The sequence below is a fragment of the Bacillus sp. ME78 genome (assembly GCF_903970865.1).
GTDB classification, from domain to species: domain Bacteria; phylum Bacillota; class Bacilli; order Bacillales; family Bacillaceae_G; genus Bacillus_A; species Bacillus_A cereus.
Genome location: NZ_CAJCKK010000007.1, coordinates 33,895 through 50,417 on the forward strand (window position 1 = coordinate 33,895; position 16,523 = coordinate 50,417).

Here is a 16,523-nt window from a genome sequence, read left to right on the forward strand (position 1 = left end):
TCTTCCCAAAATAGGAAAACACCTTTTTACTCATTTATTCTTATTTAAAGCAATGCTAACGATGAAACCAAGACACATGCCTACAATAGCTGGAACAATCCACCCAACACCTTCCGTATAAAACGGAAGGTACTTTAATACTGACGTCCACTGATTCATCATTACATTTTTATTTAAAATATCAATTGCACTAAATATCGCTACAACCCAAACAGTTACTGCATATACGTATGCATACTTCCCAATATACTTATGGAATAACCCTAGAATAATAAGCGTTAATGCAATTGGATAAATAAATCCAAGAATTGGTACTGATACTTTTAAAATTTGTGTTAATCCTAAATTAGCTAAGATCATACTAACAACGCTTACTATAAATGCCCACACTTTATAAGATACTTTCGGAAATGCACTCGCAAAAAATTGACTACAAGACGTAACAAGTCCAATTGAAACACATAAACAAGCGATAGTAAAAATAAGACCTAATAAAACGACTCCGCCCTGTCCAAATAATGTAATCATAACTTGTGCTAACACTTTCGCACCGTTATCAAATGTTCCTAATGAGCCACTAATTGCCCCCACATATCCAAGGATGACATAAATAATCGATAATAATAGTCCTGCCCCGATTCCAGCAATACTCATATATTTCGCTAAACCTTTATCATCTTCAATACCCTTTGCACGTAATGCATTTGCAATCACAATTCCAAAAATTAAAGCAGCTAACGCGTCCATTGTTAAATATCCATCTAAAAATCCTTGAAACATAGGAGCTTGTCCATAATTCCCCGCAGCCTCTTTCACGCCACCTACTGATGTAAACATACTTTTTATAAAAATAATGGCAATCATACATAATAATAATGGTGTTAAAACTTTCCCAAACAAACCCATTAACTTAGATGGTGATAAACTTAACCAATAAACAATACTAAAGAAAATAACTGTATAAAACAATAATACTCCGCTTCCTGCTTCAGGGAATAACTGACCTGGCCCCATTTCAAAGGCTAAACTTCCCGCACGTGGTATACCAAGCCCAGGTCCAATAAATACATACACGATACATGGAAAAATAATTGCAAATGAAGAATGAACTCTACCCGCTAACGTTTGAAAACTTCCTGCTTTTGCAATAGAGATAACACCTAATATAGGAAGACCTGTTGCTGATATAATAAATCCTACTAATGAAATCCACACATGTTCTCCTGCTTCATATCCAAGAAAAGGTGGGAATATAAGATTCCCTGCTCCAAAGAACATCGAAAATAACATAAGACTAATAAGTAAAATTTCTTTTTTCTGTAACAATTTCATTTCTTTCTCCTTCTTTAATTTCATCTCTTATGAAATCAATTCCACATATAAAAAAAGTACAATAACCTGCTTCCTTACAAAGAAAACATAGTCCATAGTCTATCACAAAAGAAACACCCCTTCTATAGCTATCCCCCTTTTCCAATTTCTTCTGAAAAATCAACCTTTATTGACTTATAATAGTTAATAAGGTAAAATATTAAATATACAAAATTATTAACTTTGTTTTTGTTTGTGTCAGGAGGAAAATAAAATGGAATCAACGATACAACTAGAAAAAGAACAACAAAGAAAAAAGAAACATCCTCCAGGTTTATACTTACTCTTCTTTACAGAAATGTGGGAAAGATTTAGTTACTATGGATTACGAGGATTATTAACATTATATTTAACGACAGCTTTAGTAAGCGGTGGTCTTGGATTTAGTCCCGCATGGGCACTCTCTATTTACGGATTTTATACTGGAGCCTGTTATTTCACACCAATGATTGGTGGTTACTTAACAGACCGTTTTCTAGGTAGACGAAAAGCAATCACAATTGGTGGTATAACAATGGCAATCGGTAACCTTACACTATTTGCCTTGCAAAACCAATTAGGCCTATACCTCGGATTAGCGCTTATTATTATCGGTAACGGATTCTTCAAACCGAACATCTCTACACTGGTTGGAGAATTATACGAAGAGAACGATCCAAAACGTGATAGTGCATTTACCATTTTCTATATGGGTATTAACGTCGGGTCATTTTTAGCTCCACTCGTTTGCGGATTTTTATCAGAAAATTTATTCAAAACAACAGTTGATGGCGTTGTACATTACGGATTCCGTTACGGTTTCTTAGCCGCTTCAATCGGAATGATCATTGGACAAATTTTATTTACAACACTCTCAAATCGCTTCCTTGGTAATATCGGTAAAAAACCAACTCGCGATTTACAAACAGCTGCTGGACAACCATCAGTAGGAGATACACCGTTAACAAAAAAAGAAAAACAACGTACCGCAGTTATCGTCATTTTAACATGCTTCGTTGTCTTCTTCTGGGCTGGCTTTGAACAAGCTGGTAGCTCATTAACATTATATACAAACAAATTTGTAGACCGCTCTGTGTTCGGATGGGAAGTTCCAACATCTTGGTTCCAATCGGTCAATCCATTATTTATTATTTTACTTGCTCCAGTCATTTCTGCATTATGGGCAAAACTTGCAACTCGCAAGCAGGGTGATTTAAAAATCCCAACTAAAATGGGACTTGGGATGATCTTGCTCGGTATCGGTTATATCATTCTCGTTATCGCTACATTAAAAACAGGTAGTGATGAACATAACATTACAGAAAAAGCAAACTTACTATTTATCGTCTTTACGTATCTTTTCCATACGTTAGGTGAGCTATTCTTATCACCTGTCGGACTATCAATGGTTAGTGCGCTTGCTCCGGTAAAATTAGCATCTTTACTAATGGGCGTATGGCTAGCAAGTTCAGGTATCGCCAACATTTTAGGCGGACAACTTGCAAGCTTCACAACTTCACTTGGATACGCTGAAGTATTCACAGTTATTGGCGCTGTGGCAATTGTATTAGGTTGTGTTTTATTATTAATTTCTAAGAAATTAGTGAAATGGATGGATTAAAAAAGATGAGGAATTTCTCCTCATCTTTTTTTATGCTGTTTTACCTTTTTCGATTGCTTGTTCGTACAGCTCTTTATGTTCTTTATATTCACTTGGTACGAAACTCTTATAGAAGAATGAGAACCAGCTGTCTCCCTTTTTATACCCTTCTTCTCGAGTTTCCGCTGCTTTTTTATTCGATTTAAATCCTTCAGTAAACCATTTCTTTAACAATTCATTTCTTTCATACTTAGCAGGAACTTTTAAATCATAGTTTTCAAATGCATACTTATAGCCAGCTTTTTCTACTGCCTTTTTTGTAGATTTATAGCCTTTTTCATACGCTGTTTCATATGCCTTCACGTATACTTCTTTCTCTCTATTTCCAGGATTCTTTTCAGCTAATTCTTTCCCTGTCTTTTCCCCTAATTCAGCTTGCTCTTTTTCAATTTTTTCTGTTCTTTCTTTATTCCCTACTTTGAATCCTTCTGCAAAGTTTACCTTAAACTCTGGAGCAACTTGACTATCGTCCATTGTCTCTTGTGCTAAACCCTGTTCTTTTCCTTTTTCAAAATGCGTTTTCTTCTGCTCTTCTAAAGACCATGCGGCTGCATAAGTCGCTTTAAACGCTTGTTTATATGCATCAGATTTTCCAGCTACATGCACTTCTGCATCATTTTTTCCTGCTTTAAAATCAGTTTCTCCATTCTTTTGACCTTCAAGTTGACCTTTTTCCATATCAGCTTGGCGCTGCGCTTCCTCTTGCTTACGTGCCTCTTCAGCTTTTCTTTGTTCCTCGGCTACACGTTGTCTCTCTTCTTCAGCTTTACGCTGTGCTTCTGCAGCACGTTGTTTTTCAGCCTCAGTATTGCGCTGTGTTTCTGCTTGTCTCTCAGCTTCTACAGCACTATTATTATTCTGACTAGGAGCTGGGCTCGTTGCGCCACTACTAGAAGCTGGTTTATTGTGATAATGATATTCCCCGTACTGTAATCCCCACTTCTCACAATTTGTACGACACGTATGTCCGCCATTAGCATCTGTACGCCCTGGATGCGCATAAGCTGAAATTGGAGCTACCAATAACGCTATACTCGTTGTTAAAAGAAGTTTCTTCACCTGTTGTCTCACTCTTGTTCCTCCCAAAATATAGAATTCTAAATTTATTATACATAAATAGAAGAATAATTAAATACAAACCGAAATATTCTATTATTTCTCAACATTAGTAAAAAAGAAGGGGAACTCTTTAAAGAGTTCCCCTTCTTTTTTACTTCTTCGCCTTCGTTCCTACTAAATCACCAGCAACAACATAACGCTTAGAATTGTCCTTTACAGATACACATGTAATAAGCGTTATCTCATCTTTCCCATGATCCTCTACAACTTCCCACTTATCAGGAGTCACTTCAGATACACCAGTAACCGCATACTCATATTCATTTTCATTGTCATACAAATAAATTTTATCGCCTTTTTTCAAAGAAGCTATATCACTAAATAAAACACCTTTTTTAGACATATTATGTCCTGCTAATGCGTAATTTCCTTTTCCCATAACTTGATTCTCTTTTACTGTCGCTGCACCTGATAATAAGTTTTTTTCAGTAGAAGCTTTTAAAACAGGCAGTTCTACTGAAACACTTGGAATCGAAATACGACCAATTACTTGTTTCTTATCTAATGATGCATTCGCTACTTCCGCCAAGTCTGGTTGATTAATTTTGGAAGCATCTACAAATTCCGTCTCATGCTTTTCATAATCCATCTTTTGAACAGCCTGCACATTTTCAGTCTGTTTCTTTTCAGCCTGATATCCATCATAAAATGGCTTTCCAATTAACACGCCACCTACAACAAATAGCAGAATTGCTACTATACTATAAATTCTTTGCTTATTCATACACAGTTCCTTTCCCTTACAAAATCTTACTCTATATAAAATGATAAAATAATATCGCTATATGTACAAGTATTAGCTTAAAAAGAAACCTTCTTGCCGGTGCAAGAAGGTTTCTTTTTAAGCTAATTTATTTCTGTATAGTGATACGTGAAATACTGTCATTTGAATAAAGAAAATAGAAAATAGAATATATAATGGGTATCCAGGAAGATATTCATTAATAATAGGCGAAAAAGTTAAAAATCCAACTGCACAAGGTAACACAAACCATAACGATACAAATGTTGTTCGACAAGCTTTATCCGTAATCGCTTTTTCACGTTCATCTTCTAGTGGAAATAATAATGGATACATCCAAAAAGATAAATTCTTATATTTTTTCTTTTGAATTCTATAAAAAATTGTAACTATAATAGCTCCAATAAATAATAAAATAAATGGTACTCCATTAACCGCTACTTCAAACGTGAATTTCTCGTTTTTAAATATATCTGCTAACTCTGTAATAACACTATAAAATTCAACAAATGTCCAGCATGCTAGTGCAGTATAGAGTACATTTATAATATAAGAAAAACCAATTCTATTCATCCTCTTCCCCCTCCTTATTTAAAACAAACACGTCTTCCATCTTTAACTGGAATACATCACAAATCGTCAATGCTAGTAACAATGAAGGAACGTAATCCCCTTTTTCAATTGCTGCAATTGTTTGTCTCGTTACTCCAACCTTTTCTGCTAATACGCTTTGTGTAAAGTTAAAACGAGCTCTTAATTCTTTTACTCTGTTTAAAATGGTCAAATTTACCACCTCTCACCATTATTGTATGCTATTCTTAACAAAATGTAAACTCAACTTAACATTATTATTATAAAAAAATCCAACTCTACGTATTGTAAAGTTGGATTACTTGTTAGTTTAAAATTGTAACTTTAACTGTTCTTCTGCCCCAGCTACTTGATGAACCTTTATCTGGCATTAAAACATCAATTCTATGCCCTTTAATAGCCCCACCAGTATCGGCTGCAATTGCTACTCCATAACCTTCAACATTTACAGTCTTACCTAATGGAATAACATTTGGATCTACAGCAATTAATTTCATTCCTGGGTTTGCAGTTAGATTATAACCTTTACCACCTGGTCCCCATGCAGAAAATACTTGTTGACCTGGTGCATAACCATTTTCCCCTGGATCAGCTGTATAAGCTGTAGCTTCTACATAAATTTCTTTCCCACCAGCAGTTGGCTTAGAAGATGGTTCAGGTTGTGCAGGTTTTGCAGGTTCTACCTTCGAATTATTATTAGCAACTGGTTCAGCTGGTTTACTAGCTTTTTCTTGCTTTTGCTTTTCAGCAATTTCTGCTTGCGCTTTCGCTAAAGCTTCTTGCTCTGCTTTTGCAGCCGCTTCTGCTTTTGCACGCTCTTCTGCCGCAATTCTTGCTGCTTCTTGCTCACGAGCAATCGTTTCTTGTACTGTCTTCATATTTGATTCAATTTTAGCTTTTTCTTCTGCTGCTAAATTAAGTTGACTTGCAACCTCATTATATTTAGCTTGAACTGTTTGTAAGTTATCTTGACGTTTTTTCAAGTTATCTTGCAGTTCAGCTTGCGATTTTGCTAATTTTTGTTTGTCTACTACTAAAGATGCTTCTTTTTCGTCAATTGTTTTCTTATCTTCTTCAATTTGACGAAGATCTTGTTCTTGTAGACGTAAAATTTCTTTATCAGCTTCTAGAATAGTAGAAACTGCGTTCATACGTTGTAAGAAGTCTGCAAAGTTTTTTGACTCTACTACAACTTCTACTACTAAACTTGTATTTGAACTGTTTTGAACAGAAACCATACGTTTTCTCATAATATCTTTACGAGCAAGGACTTTATCCTCCAAAACGATAATTTCTTCCTTTTTTTGTTCAATCTGCTTATGTGTTTCATCAATTTTACGTTGAATAGCAGCTTGATCCTCTTTATTTTTTGCAATTGTATTATTTAAATTATGTAGTTCGTTTTCGATACCTTTAATTTCTTTACTAACAGCTTGCTTCTCTTGCTCTTTCTTTTGCATTTCTGCATCGTTTTGTTGCAATTGCTGTTGCATGTTGTTAAGTTTCTCGTCGTTTGACTCTGCTTTAACAGCGACTGTACTAGAAAGACCGATAATTCCTGCTAATACTAGACAGCTGATTCGCTTAAAATAGTTCATAATCCGACTCCCTTCTTATACAGTTATACATGATTTATTTTACAGTTTGTTTACAAAACGATTAAATACAGTTTATTTTTCGTGACAAAAAAAAGAGAATTATGAATAAAATGTAATAGATTCTTAAATATTTAACAATTCCTATATTTAAAAAATACAAAAGATGCTAAAATCCAAATATAGAGAAAATATAACTTTCGAAGGCGGTTGAAATAAATACATGTTTACTCAAAAGAAATCACTCCAACATACAATTGCTCAATTAGAAGAGCGTATACAAGAATTAGAAGCAGAATTAAAACAAAAAGATATTGAAAAACAAGAGACTATTTCTACTATCCACGATCGTGTACAAAGCGTTGTCCAAGAGCACCAACTTGTAAATAACCAACACAATACACTCCAAAATTTAGTTCAACAATTAAGTTCATGTTTCGAAAATGTTTCAACACGTACGACACATTCCAATGAGTTAAATAATGAAATGTTACAAAAGGAACAAAGCTTAATTCAGTCTATTGCAGAAATTATTGACTGCTCTAATGAAGGTAAAGAATCCGTTCACCGCTTACTTATTGTAATTAATAAATTAGGTGAACAATCCCAACGCACGTCTAATAGTATGAATCATCTAAGCGAACGCTCAAAGGAAATCGAGCAAATTGTAGAAGTCATTCAAAACATTGCAGCACAAACAAATTTACTTGCTTTAAATGCGAGTATTGAAGCCGCACGTGCTGGAGAACACGGTAAAGGATTCGCTGTCGTTGCCAATGAAGTAAGAAAACTAGCAGAAAGTACAGCAGAAAGTACAAAAAACATAGGCAACTTAACGAAAAAAATTCAAGAAGAAATTGAAAAAGCATACGATAACACAAAAGATAATTTACATTTAGTCGATGAAGGTGTAGAAATGAGCGCCGATACAAATGCTAGAATTGAAAATATTTTAGTTATGATTCAAACGTTACAAAATGGTGCTACAAATGTTATTAAGGCTATTGAAAACCAAAAATCTTGTAATGATGACATATTACGAGAATTCGCTAACACACAACAAATGTTCCAAAAATTAAATACTACTATTATGAATCATATTCATGATGCTGAAAAAGTCGATGTTCAATTGTCTAAAAGTCTTCAAGGAACAGTAAATTCTTAATTAAAAATAAAAATCCCTTATACTGCTATGAGGGATTTTTATTTTATTTCGAATATTTATTTCTTTTCAATATTCATCCATATCTTTGTTATAATGGAAAAGTTGTTTCTTTCAACTAATAAACAAGGAGGTTATTATGGAACAATTTTACTACGTTTTAAAATATTTAATTCTCGGTCTGTTCCAAGGACTAACAGAACCAATTCCGATTTCTTCAAGTGGTCATCTCGTTTTAGCACAACATTTGCTAGGACTAAAAATAGAAGGGTTTAGCTTCGAACTACTTGTTAATTCAGCTTCATTATTAGCTGTATTACTTATTTATAGAAATGATTTAATTCGTCTAACGAAGAATGGTCTCTCTTATATATTTACAAGAGCAGAAGACGCAAAATCAGATTTCTTCTTTATTATTTATCTTGTTATTGCAACCATTCCAGCAGGTGTTATTGGTGTTTTATTTAAAGATTACATCGATCAGTACTTAAAAGGTGTGAAGATGGTTGGGATTTCCCTTCTTATTACTGCTGTCGGCCTTTGGATTATTAGAAATTTACGCGGTCGTAAAAATGATGGCGACCTTTCTATGAAAGATGCAATCATCGTCGGATTAGCACAAGCTTGCGCACTGATTCCCGGAATAAGCCGATCTGGTGCCACAATCGTAGCAGCAATGTTACTTGGTATGAAGCAAGAAACAGCTCTTCGCTTTTCATTCTTACTATACATTCCTGTTAGCTTAGGTGGCTTATTGTTAAGCATTACTGACATTGCAAATGATCCAAATCTAGACACATTATTCGTGCCATATGTTGTTGCATTCATCGCAACATTTATCATGACGTATATTTCACTAAAATGGTTTATGAACATTATGGCAAAAGGAAATTTAAAATATTTCTCTTTCTATTGTATTATCGTAGGTATACTTACTCTTATTTTCTTATAAAATGAAACTTACAAATTGAAAGCGAGTCATTCTATTACACTAGATGACTCGCTTTTTTATACCTTTATTAAGTGAAAATCTATCATTTACTTTGAATTTTCTGAATAGTATAATATTATTTAAGTTCACTATTATAGTAAAGCTATCTTTCCTACTATTATCGTAAAAGAGGTGTTTATATGTTTATTGTTACTAAACTCATTCATATTAAGTACGGATATGAATGTGAGCTTCTTTATGGGCTTAAACAATATTATCCTTCTCCCGGAACGAACGGTTGTATTAACATAGAGTTTTCACATGTTCATCGTACAAATGATAAGACAGAATATATGATTCGTATGTTATGGAAAACACAACAAGATTACCATACATGGCTTTCTCAAAGAGAAAGAAATGTAACTTTGAAGCGCAAAATACAAGGCTATATCCTTTCTTCCAAATCAAATGCTAGCTATGTACATTAACCCTTCTCTTTTTATTCCTTACGAGGGGCAAAATGATAAAGTGAAACTTTAATCAGCTCTCATCAATCGGGCTGTTCACAAATAACGAGATAAGGCCCCTCTTACTTTTCATACTGTAAGAGGGCTTCTCTTATGCATACACTTTCTTCTCTTGACAATACAAACGAATAACATGTTTATTTTGTTGAAATACATCATGCGTCAGACGAATAATAATAAAGTTTCTTTTTGTTTGATCATCATGAACAAAAATCTGTTCTCCCTCCTGAAAACGCCATGCACTTTCAAAAGTCGTAATATGATCCCCACTTACAGAAAAAAGTTCATATCGCATCTCTTGTACCCTCTCTCAACTTATATAATCATAATATCCTTATATTAAATTTATTATAACTTAATTCCTATAAAATTAGTAATTATTTCTATTTCGAAAGATTTTAACTTTGTATTTAAATATTTTTAGCGCTATAATGATAAACGAATTTTTATTGAAAGGAGTTTTACTTTGACTGCATATTTATTTCCAGTGAAAACAGCGTTTATTTTATTTCCCTTTTTAGCAATGTTTCTTTTAATCCCTTTTTTAATATTTAATTATCGAAAATACGGTTATTTAAATAAATGGCGCTCATTTATTTTATACTCATTATTACTTTACTTATTAAATGCCTATTTTCTTGTTATTTTGCCGTTACCACAAACGTTTGATACTTGTAGCCTACAACCGGCTAATACACAACACATGCAACTCTCACCATTTTATTTCATACAAGAGATTAGTAGTCATACATCGGCAGTTTTAACGAAACCAGCTACTTATTTCTACTTATTAAAAGAGTCTGCGTTTTTACAAGTTGCATTTAATGTTCTATTAACTGTTCCATTCGGTATTTACTTACGTTATTATTTCCGACGTAGTTTCTTACAAACAATTTGCATTTCCTTTTTCCTTTCACTATTTTTCGAGCTAACACAAGTGACTGGATTATACGGTATATACAATTGTGCATACCGATTATTTGATATCGATGATTTGTTTTTAAATACATTAGGTGGCGTAATTGGTTTTATCATTGCACCAATATTTACGTACTTCCTTCCGAAGACAAATGAGTTAGATAGTCATATTGATTTGGAAACGAAACCAGTCGGATTCATTCGTCGCCTTATCGCGATGCAAATTGATTGGATTTTCTTATCTATCGTTGTACCTGTCGTTAAAAACAAAGGAAATTCTTTCTTCGTTTCTAATATGCAATCTTACACCAATATGTATGAACTCATTTTCATTACGTGTTCAATCCTTATTTACTTTATTATTATTCCATACTTTACGAATGGAAAAACAATTGGGAAAGCATTGCTTCGCATTCACCTGAAAGGAAAATCAGATCGTATTACATTAAAAGAACTATTTATTCGCTACGGTATATTTTATTTTGCGTTAGGCGGAATCAATTACATTCTTTCTAGTAGCTCTATGTTAAATCATACAGAGCCTTTAGTATTACTCGTTACATTGTTATTCCTATTTATCATTAACGGCCTATTTATTATTCATGTTTTACTGCATGTATTTAGCCGTGATAAACTACTTTTTTATGAACATATTAGTCATACAAGAAATGCAATTACACTAAAAAAAGCTGACAAATAATTATTTGTCAGCTTTTTTATATACATAATGTGAAACTTTAATCAGTGGGGGTCTTACTCCCCGGCAAATAGCGGGATAAATAACTTTTCTGCATAAGGATTAAAAAACATTCCAAGTTCATCTAGAGACTTCCTCGCCTGTAAAAACGAATGAAACTCTGGATATATATCTTGTAATTGCTCATACGATAATGTATGCATTTTCCCCCAATGCGGACGCCCTTCATACTTCAGAAAAATTTTTTCCACTTCGCCAAAGTAAGCAGCATATTTCATACCTTTATACATATGAACAGCGATATACGCTGAATCTCTTCCATAGGCTGGACTAAGCCATATATCATCACCTTTCACATAGCGGCATTCGATCGGGAAGTGCACCTTATACTTTTTCTTTTCAATAATATTTGAGATTTCTTCTACCACAGTCCTCATATACTTTGAAGGAATGCTATACTCCATTTCATAAAATGGTACCGTACGTGATGTAGCAAATACTTCATAGCTCGGGCCAATTATTTTTGTGTTTGGTACAGCCTTAGCTGATAATCGACTCACTCCTTTACTTATAGAAGGAAACCATTTACACCCTTTAGATAGTAAAGAGAACATCCTATTTTCAAGTAACTCCACCTTTAGTTTATGCCATTTCAAATCACTGCCTTGATTCGTTGTTTCGTTCGTAAGTTTTACTTGTACTTCATCAGAATAAGGAAAAACGAAAAATTCAAAGTGACGATGCTTCTTATACTCTTCTAGTTTGTTCATTACAGTAGATAATGACTGTTTTTCACTTTCATAAACGAGTGAATACGCTGGAATAACCTTCAATTTTATCTTTACAATGATACCTAACATTCCAAGTGACAACTGAAACGCTCTCCAATATTCTACGTTCTCAGCTTCCGAACAAACTATACTCTCACCATTAGATAAAACGGCCGTAATCTCTATAACTTGTGTTGATAAACTCCCAAAGGTAATACCCGTTCCATGAGTCCCCGTACTAATCGCTCCTGCAATAGATTGTGAATCAATATCCCCTAAATTTTCTTGCGCATAACCTTTTTCCTCAAGTAACTTCCCTAAATCATATAACTTTGTTCCTGCCCACACTTCAGCGACCATCTTCTCTTCATCAATATTCACAATGCCCTTCAATTCATCTAAAGAAACTAAAACTTCTTCGGTTTGCGCAAGGGGTGTAAACGAGTGTCCTGAACCAACAACACGAATTTTCCGCCCCTTTTTTCGTGCAAGCCCCACTACTTCTACTACATCTTGTATACTTTCTGGATACATCGTATAATGCGGCGTTCCTTCTACATTCCCTGTCCAATTCCTCCACTTTTGTCCCTTTATAGAAAGCATTGGCCATCCCCCCGATATGTTGAATACTCCCCAACAATCTCTCCTTTTTTAACACGATACAAAAAAGGAAAGCGCTCACATAATTCACCAGCCTTACTATGACGAAACAAAATGGACTCTCCTATATCCACTCGTTCCTCGCCGTTATAAAAAATTGGCGTTTGTACCTCGCCAGCACCTTCTAAAGCTAATAGTTTTGCACCCTTCGGTCTCCAAACTTCAGGCTCTTTATCTTTTCCAACTGCTCCTGAAGCAATATATCCACCACCTAGGCAAGTGTAAATAAACGGGACTGGTTTACGCACAACTGGTAAGGCAAATCCGACCGCTGGATGAAATTTCACCTCTTTATAATAATCAAACAGCTTCGGAGAATAAAAAGCAGAACCTATTGTAATCTCTGAAACTGAATTATCTTTCTCAGTTGTTTTTATGCTTCCTGTTCCGCCTCCATTTACAAACCTTAGCTCAATACCAAGTTTTTGTATTGCTTTTACAATATATTCTCTTCTTTCTTTCACTTCTAGCACTGATTTCTGCTTTAAATACGAAATCACTTTACTTTTCAGCCATTGATTCGGTATATGGTCTCCCACCCCAGCAATTTGAGCTTCATAACCCATCACACCATCTAACATTAAATATGATGACCTTCTCACCTTTTCTACTACTTTCAACGCATCCTGCACATTTTTTACTGGGGATCTTTGTACACCAAAATGAAATTGAAAGAAACGACTACTCATATCAATATCCAAACAAACACGAAAACATCCTTTAGATTTCTCAGTAATTTTTTCTAAATACACAATATGCTCTTCACAATCCACCATACAAGTTATAATGAAACCTTTCTTTGTTAGCAAACTAATTTCACACAAAGCTCTTTCATCATAAGCAGGATATCCGAGCAATAAATCATTAAATCCTTGTTCTATTAAAAATAAAACCTCTCTAGGTGAAAAGCACATAATACCTTGAAATCGATCATTTGCAGCTAAAATCTTTTGCATAATCGGAACAGAACGTAACGATTTACTCGCTATACGAATCTTCTTATTTCCACTTAACTCTATAATCGATTGAATATTTCTATCTAAAGCCACTTCATCCAAAAATGCACACGGTAATGGAACTTCTTTAAAAATTCCTCGATCCACATTTTTCTCTCCTCTTTTCAATATGTCTTATACATATTGGAAAGAAAGTATGATTTTCCTGTTTGCAAATAAAAAAAGTTTCTTCTTTACGAAGAAACTTTTTGAAACTACTTCATAGAAATAGTCGCCTCTACTGGATAATGATCAGAGTAATCATTATACGTATATTTTTGGAACCACGATGTAACAGTCCATTGTGGAGATTTCGGCTGTAACACCTTATTCTCTATATACGATGGGTTCGCATGGTCTTTGCTTGCAATAATATAATCTAAATATTCGGCAGGACTATCAGGGAAATTATATTTTGCAATACTGTTTGTCGTTGCATCCCAAGTCGCTGTATGTCCAGTATAAGATGGTACAGAAGCGTTCAATGTTTTAAACATAGATGCATACTCTGAATCATTATTGTTCTCTGCATTTATCTTATTTACGTTCATATCACCACCAATTAACACATACTCATTATTTGGTATATTTTTATTTTTAATAAAATCTTGAATTTCTTTTAATTGGTTCGTACGTACAGATGCTGGTGAAGTTTTTCCGCACATACTATCTTCAGCCTGCAAATGCGTCCCAATCACGTGAACGAAACGATCATTTTTCTTAATTTTCGTGTATACAAATCCTTTATTCGATAAATTATCTGGCCCGCATCCTTTTGCAAATACATATTGAATCTTTTCAGCGATTGGCCATTTGCTCACAATCGCAACGCCACCATCTTCAGGAGTTGAAGATGAATAGTTCCCTAACGTTTTATCCCATTCGCTTCCACTACTACGACCTAATACTGCTGTTTGATTTGGATATTCTTTCTTCAAATTGCCTAATAAACGATCTGAGGCACTATTATCAAACACTTCATTTAATATAACAACATCTTGATTCTTTATATAATCTGCCGCCCCGATTAAATCAGCACGCTCAGTTTGTCCCCAGTTTGGATATAAGTTTGTTGATAGCATATATACATTATGCGTCATCACTTTTAATGTATCATTTTGATTTGTAGATGCTTCTGCTTGAGCTGAAGTTCCGCTATATAAAGCTCCTAAACCAACCCCTAAGCTAAGTACACCTTTTAGCAATTTACCTTTCACGTTTCATACCTCCATGTATTGTATAGTCATAAAAAGGCCAAATACTCTATTCTGAGATTTGACCTTTTTCAAATACTTAACGATTTCCGTACGTATCAAACCAAAGCTGAATGTATCCAGCAGTAACACGTTGTGCATCCATTAAACGCTTACCTGTCATTGGTGTAACTTCAGCGCGCCATTTATCTGCATATTCTTGTGATACAGCTGCTCTTACGAACCAATCTTTCGTATTATCATTTACAATGCCAGCGTAATCTTGTTTCGCAACTACTGCCGCTCCATGAATCCAATCTTCTGGATTCGTACCTTTCCAGTTCCAATACCCATTTCCATCCGTTACTTTATAATTATCTTTTATCGTATCTACAAAGTTTTCATATTTAGAATGGAATCCTTGTGGATACGAAAGGTTCGTAAAGTTTGCCGCATGCATCGGTTGGTTTACATCCCCTAAATAATGAAGAGATAATCCTAAATAGAAGAATGCTTGTTTCATATCTTTATTTTTGTAAGACTCACCAGCTAATTTAAAATATTTAGCTCCAGTTTCCTTTGCCTGCTTTGCATACGGAATATAAGTTTTCCCATTGTCAGGGTCATAGAAATGTGAAGCAAATGTGCTATTATCATAATAAGGATTTTCATAGTCAGCAGCATAAATACCGTTCTCTAACTCAGTACGCCATTCATTTAATAGTGCAACTCGATCTTGTTTTACAAGTGTTGTATTACGAGACATAATATCAATTGCACGGTTTACAATCCATAAATGAGAATTCACGCCTTCTTTATGTTTATCTTCAGCAGACCAGCGCGGAATAACTCCAAATCTCTGTCCCCCATCATTTTCATGAGCAAATGCAACACTTTGTAATGGAGCAACTAATGTAATAGCTGCCGCTAAAGCAAGTACTTTCTTTTTCATATAAAATCCTCCATTTTATAATTGAATTATTGTAAACATTTTGTTAGGATCCTATGATGTCGTCCGGTTAACCTATGACTAGAATATCCCACCTTTCACGAAATTTCTATCACTAAATTAAAATATGCAAATGTTCATATCATTATAACTTTATACACAGTGAATATAATGAATGAATACACTTTCATTTTAATAAACTATTATTAAGGCTTGTCTAAACTAATGTAAAAAAAGAGTAAAGCATACACATGCTTTACTCTTTTTTTCTATTCGATAATATACTTGGCAATTGTACATTAACTGCCAACTTATGTATAAATCCAAACACTAATCCGATCCCTATAAATATGTATAATATCGTAAATATCTTTCCGAAGTCAGTTTTGGGACTAAATTGTCCATCACCGACAGTAGTCAGCGTCATAACGCTAAAATATAAAGCATCCAGAGGACGTAACCCCTCCACTGTACTATAAAAGATTGTACCAGATATTAATGTCAAAATTGTTAATACGAATAACACTTGAAATTCTTTATCTTTCCATGCTCGCAAACAAGCTTTTAGCATCCGTTTCAATGTCAACATAAATGAAAGCATTAGACTTCCCCTTCCAAACAAAATACCTTTAGTTACAGGAAAGTCTATCACCTTTCTGTACAG

The 16,523-nt window shown here is 34.3% G+C and carries 17 protein-coding genes; 5 read left to right on the forward strand and 12 right to left on the reverse strand.

Annotation, left to right across the window (positions count from 1 at the left end):
• Nucleotides 1-30: 30 nt before the first annotated feature.
• Nucleotides 31-1,332 carry a branched-chain amino acid transport system II carrier protein gene (brnQ, locus tag H6481_RS10720; protein WP_098855262.1) on the reverse strand — a complete coding sequence of 434 codons (1,302 nt, stop codon included), beginning with the start codon at nucleotides 1,330-1,332 and terminating at the stop codon, nucleotides 31-33.
• A 253-nt stretch (nucleotides 1,333-1,585) separates the two neighbouring features.
• Between brnQ and H6481_RS10725 the strand changes: the two genes are divergently transcribed.
• Nucleotides 1,586-2,971: a peptide MFS transporter gene (locus tag H6481_RS10725; RefSeq protein WP_064532071.1), complete on the forward strand. Its 1,386-nt coding sequence runs from the start codon at nucleotides 1,586-1,588 to the stop codon at nucleotides 2,969-2,971.
• A 30-nt stretch (nucleotides 2,972-3,001) separates the two neighbouring features.
• Here the strand turns inward: H6481_RS10725 and H6481_RS10730 are convergent, their stop codons facing one another.
• The 5 genes from H6481_RS10730 to H6481_RS10750 form a co-directional block, all read right to left on the reverse strand.
• Nucleotides 3,002-4,081 (reverse strand): YHYH domain-containing protein, encoded by a 1,080-nt coding sequence (locus tag H6481_RS10730; RefSeq protein WP_182811650.1) that lies wholly within the window; start codon nucleotides 4,079-4,081, stop codon nucleotides 3,002-3,004.
• A 139-nt stretch (nucleotides 4,082-4,220) separates the two neighbouring features.
• Nucleotides 4,221-4,853, reverse strand: coding sequence for a class A sortase (locus tag H6481_RS10735; protein ID WP_001041724.1), 633 nt, complete (start codon nucleotides 4,851-4,853; stop codon nucleotides 4,221-4,223).
• A gap of 117 nt (nucleotides 4,854-4,970) precedes the next feature.
• Nucleotides 4,971-5,444 (reverse strand): DUF2178 domain-containing protein, encoded by a 474-nt coding sequence (locus H6481_RS10740; protein ID WP_078994575.1) that lies wholly within the window; start codon nucleotides 5,442-5,444, stop codon nucleotides 4,971-4,973.
• A complete protein-coding gene (locus H6481_RS10745) occupies nucleotides 5,437-5,655 on the reverse strand; it encodes a helix-turn-helix transcriptional regulator (RefSeq protein WP_000154019.1) in 219 nt (72 codons plus the stop codon). Before H6481_RS10745 ends, H6481_RS10740 begins: the two co-directional genes overlap by 8 nt.
• Nucleotides 5,656-5,767: 112 nt before the next feature.
• Nucleotides 5,768-7,060, reverse strand: coding sequence for a 3D domain-containing protein (locus tag H6481_RS10750; protein ID WP_071732213.1), 1,293 nt, complete (start codon nucleotides 7,058-7,060; stop codon nucleotides 5,768-5,770).
• 220 nt (nucleotides 7,061-7,280) lie between these two features.
• On the opposite strand from H6481_RS10750, the gene H6481_RS10755 reads away from it, so the two are divergent.
• The 3 genes from H6481_RS10755 to H6481_RS10765 all read left to right on the forward strand — a co-directional run bounded on the left by H6481_RS10755 (nucleotide 7,281) and on the right by H6481_RS10765 (nucleotide 9,638).
• Nucleotides 7,281-8,222: a methyl-accepting chemotaxis protein gene (locus H6481_RS10755; RefSeq protein WP_000495032.1), complete on the forward strand. Its 942-nt coding sequence runs from the start codon at nucleotides 7,281-7,283 to the stop codon at nucleotides 8,220-8,222.
• Between the two features lie 136 nt (nucleotides 8,223-8,358).
• Nucleotides 8,359-9,171, forward strand: coding sequence for an undecaprenyl-diphosphate phosphatase (locus H6481_RS10760; protein ID WP_064532065.1), 813 nt, complete (start codon nucleotides 8,359-8,361; stop codon nucleotides 9,169-9,171).
• 179 nt (nucleotides 9,172-9,350) lie between these two features.
• The gene (locus H6481_RS10765) at nucleotides 9,351-9,638 is read left to right on the forward strand and encodes a hypothetical protein (RefSeq protein WP_000471243.1); all 288 of its coding nucleotides are present in this window, start codon (nucleotides 9,351-9,353) and stop codon (nucleotides 9,636-9,638) included.
• Between the two features lie 130 nt (nucleotides 9,639-9,768).
• On the opposite strand, the gene H6481_RS10770 is transcribed toward H6481_RS10765, so the two are convergent.
• A complete protein-coding gene (locus tag H6481_RS10770; RefSeq protein WP_001268332.1) occupies nucleotides 9,769-9,972 on the reverse strand; it encodes a hypothetical protein in 204 nt (67 codons plus the stop codon).
• Between the two features lie 171 nt (nucleotides 9,973-10,143).
• On the opposite strand from H6481_RS10770, the gene H6481_RS10775 reads away from it, so the two are divergent.
• Nucleotides 10,144-11,295, forward strand: a complete 1,152-nt coding sequence (locus tag H6481_RS10775; protein ID WP_000128017.1) for a VanZ family protein — start codon at nucleotides 10,144-10,146, stop codon at nucleotides 11,293-11,295.
• Nucleotides 11,296-11,348: 53 nt separating this feature from the next.
• Here the strand turns inward: H6481_RS10775 and H6481_RS10780 are convergent, their stop codons facing one another.
• The 5 genes from H6481_RS10780 to H6481_RS10800 form a co-directional block, all read right to left on the reverse strand.
• The gene (locus tag H6481_RS10780; RefSeq protein WP_071732214.1) at nucleotides 11,349-12,665 is read right to left on the reverse strand and encodes a D-arabinono-1,4-lactone oxidase; all 1,317 of its coding nucleotides are present in this window, start codon (nucleotides 12,663-12,665) and stop codon (nucleotides 11,349-11,351) included.
• Nucleotides 12,653-13,825 carry an amino acid deaminase/aldolase gene (locus H6481_RS10785; RefSeq protein ID WP_071732215.1) on the reverse strand — a complete coding sequence of 391 codons (1,173 nt, stop codon included), beginning with the start codon at nucleotides 13,823-13,825 and terminating at the stop codon, nucleotides 12,653-12,655. Before H6481_RS10785 ends, H6481_RS10780 begins: the two co-directional genes overlap by 13 nt.
• A 107-nt stretch (nucleotides 13,826-13,932) precedes the next feature.
• Nucleotides 13,933-14,934: a sphingomyelinase C gene (gene sph, locus H6481_RS10790; protein WP_000676799.1), complete on the reverse strand. Its 1,002-nt coding sequence runs from the start codon at nucleotides 14,932-14,934 to the stop codon at nucleotides 13,933-13,935.
• Nucleotides 14,935-15,010: 76 nt separating this feature from the next.
• Nucleotides 15,011-15,862, reverse strand: a complete 852-nt coding sequence (gene cerA / locus H6481_RS10795) for a phospholipase CerA (protein ID WP_000730997.1) — start codon at nucleotides 15,860-15,862, stop codon at nucleotides 15,011-15,013.
• 253 nt (nucleotides 15,863-16,115) lie between these two features.
• The gene (locus H6481_RS10800) at nucleotides 16,116-16,460 is read right to left on the reverse strand and encodes a potassium channel family protein (protein ID WP_000948241.1); all 345 of its coding nucleotides are present in this window, start codon (nucleotides 16,458-16,460) and stop codon (nucleotides 16,116-16,118) included.
• Nucleotides 16,461-16,523 lie beyond the last annotated feature (63 nt).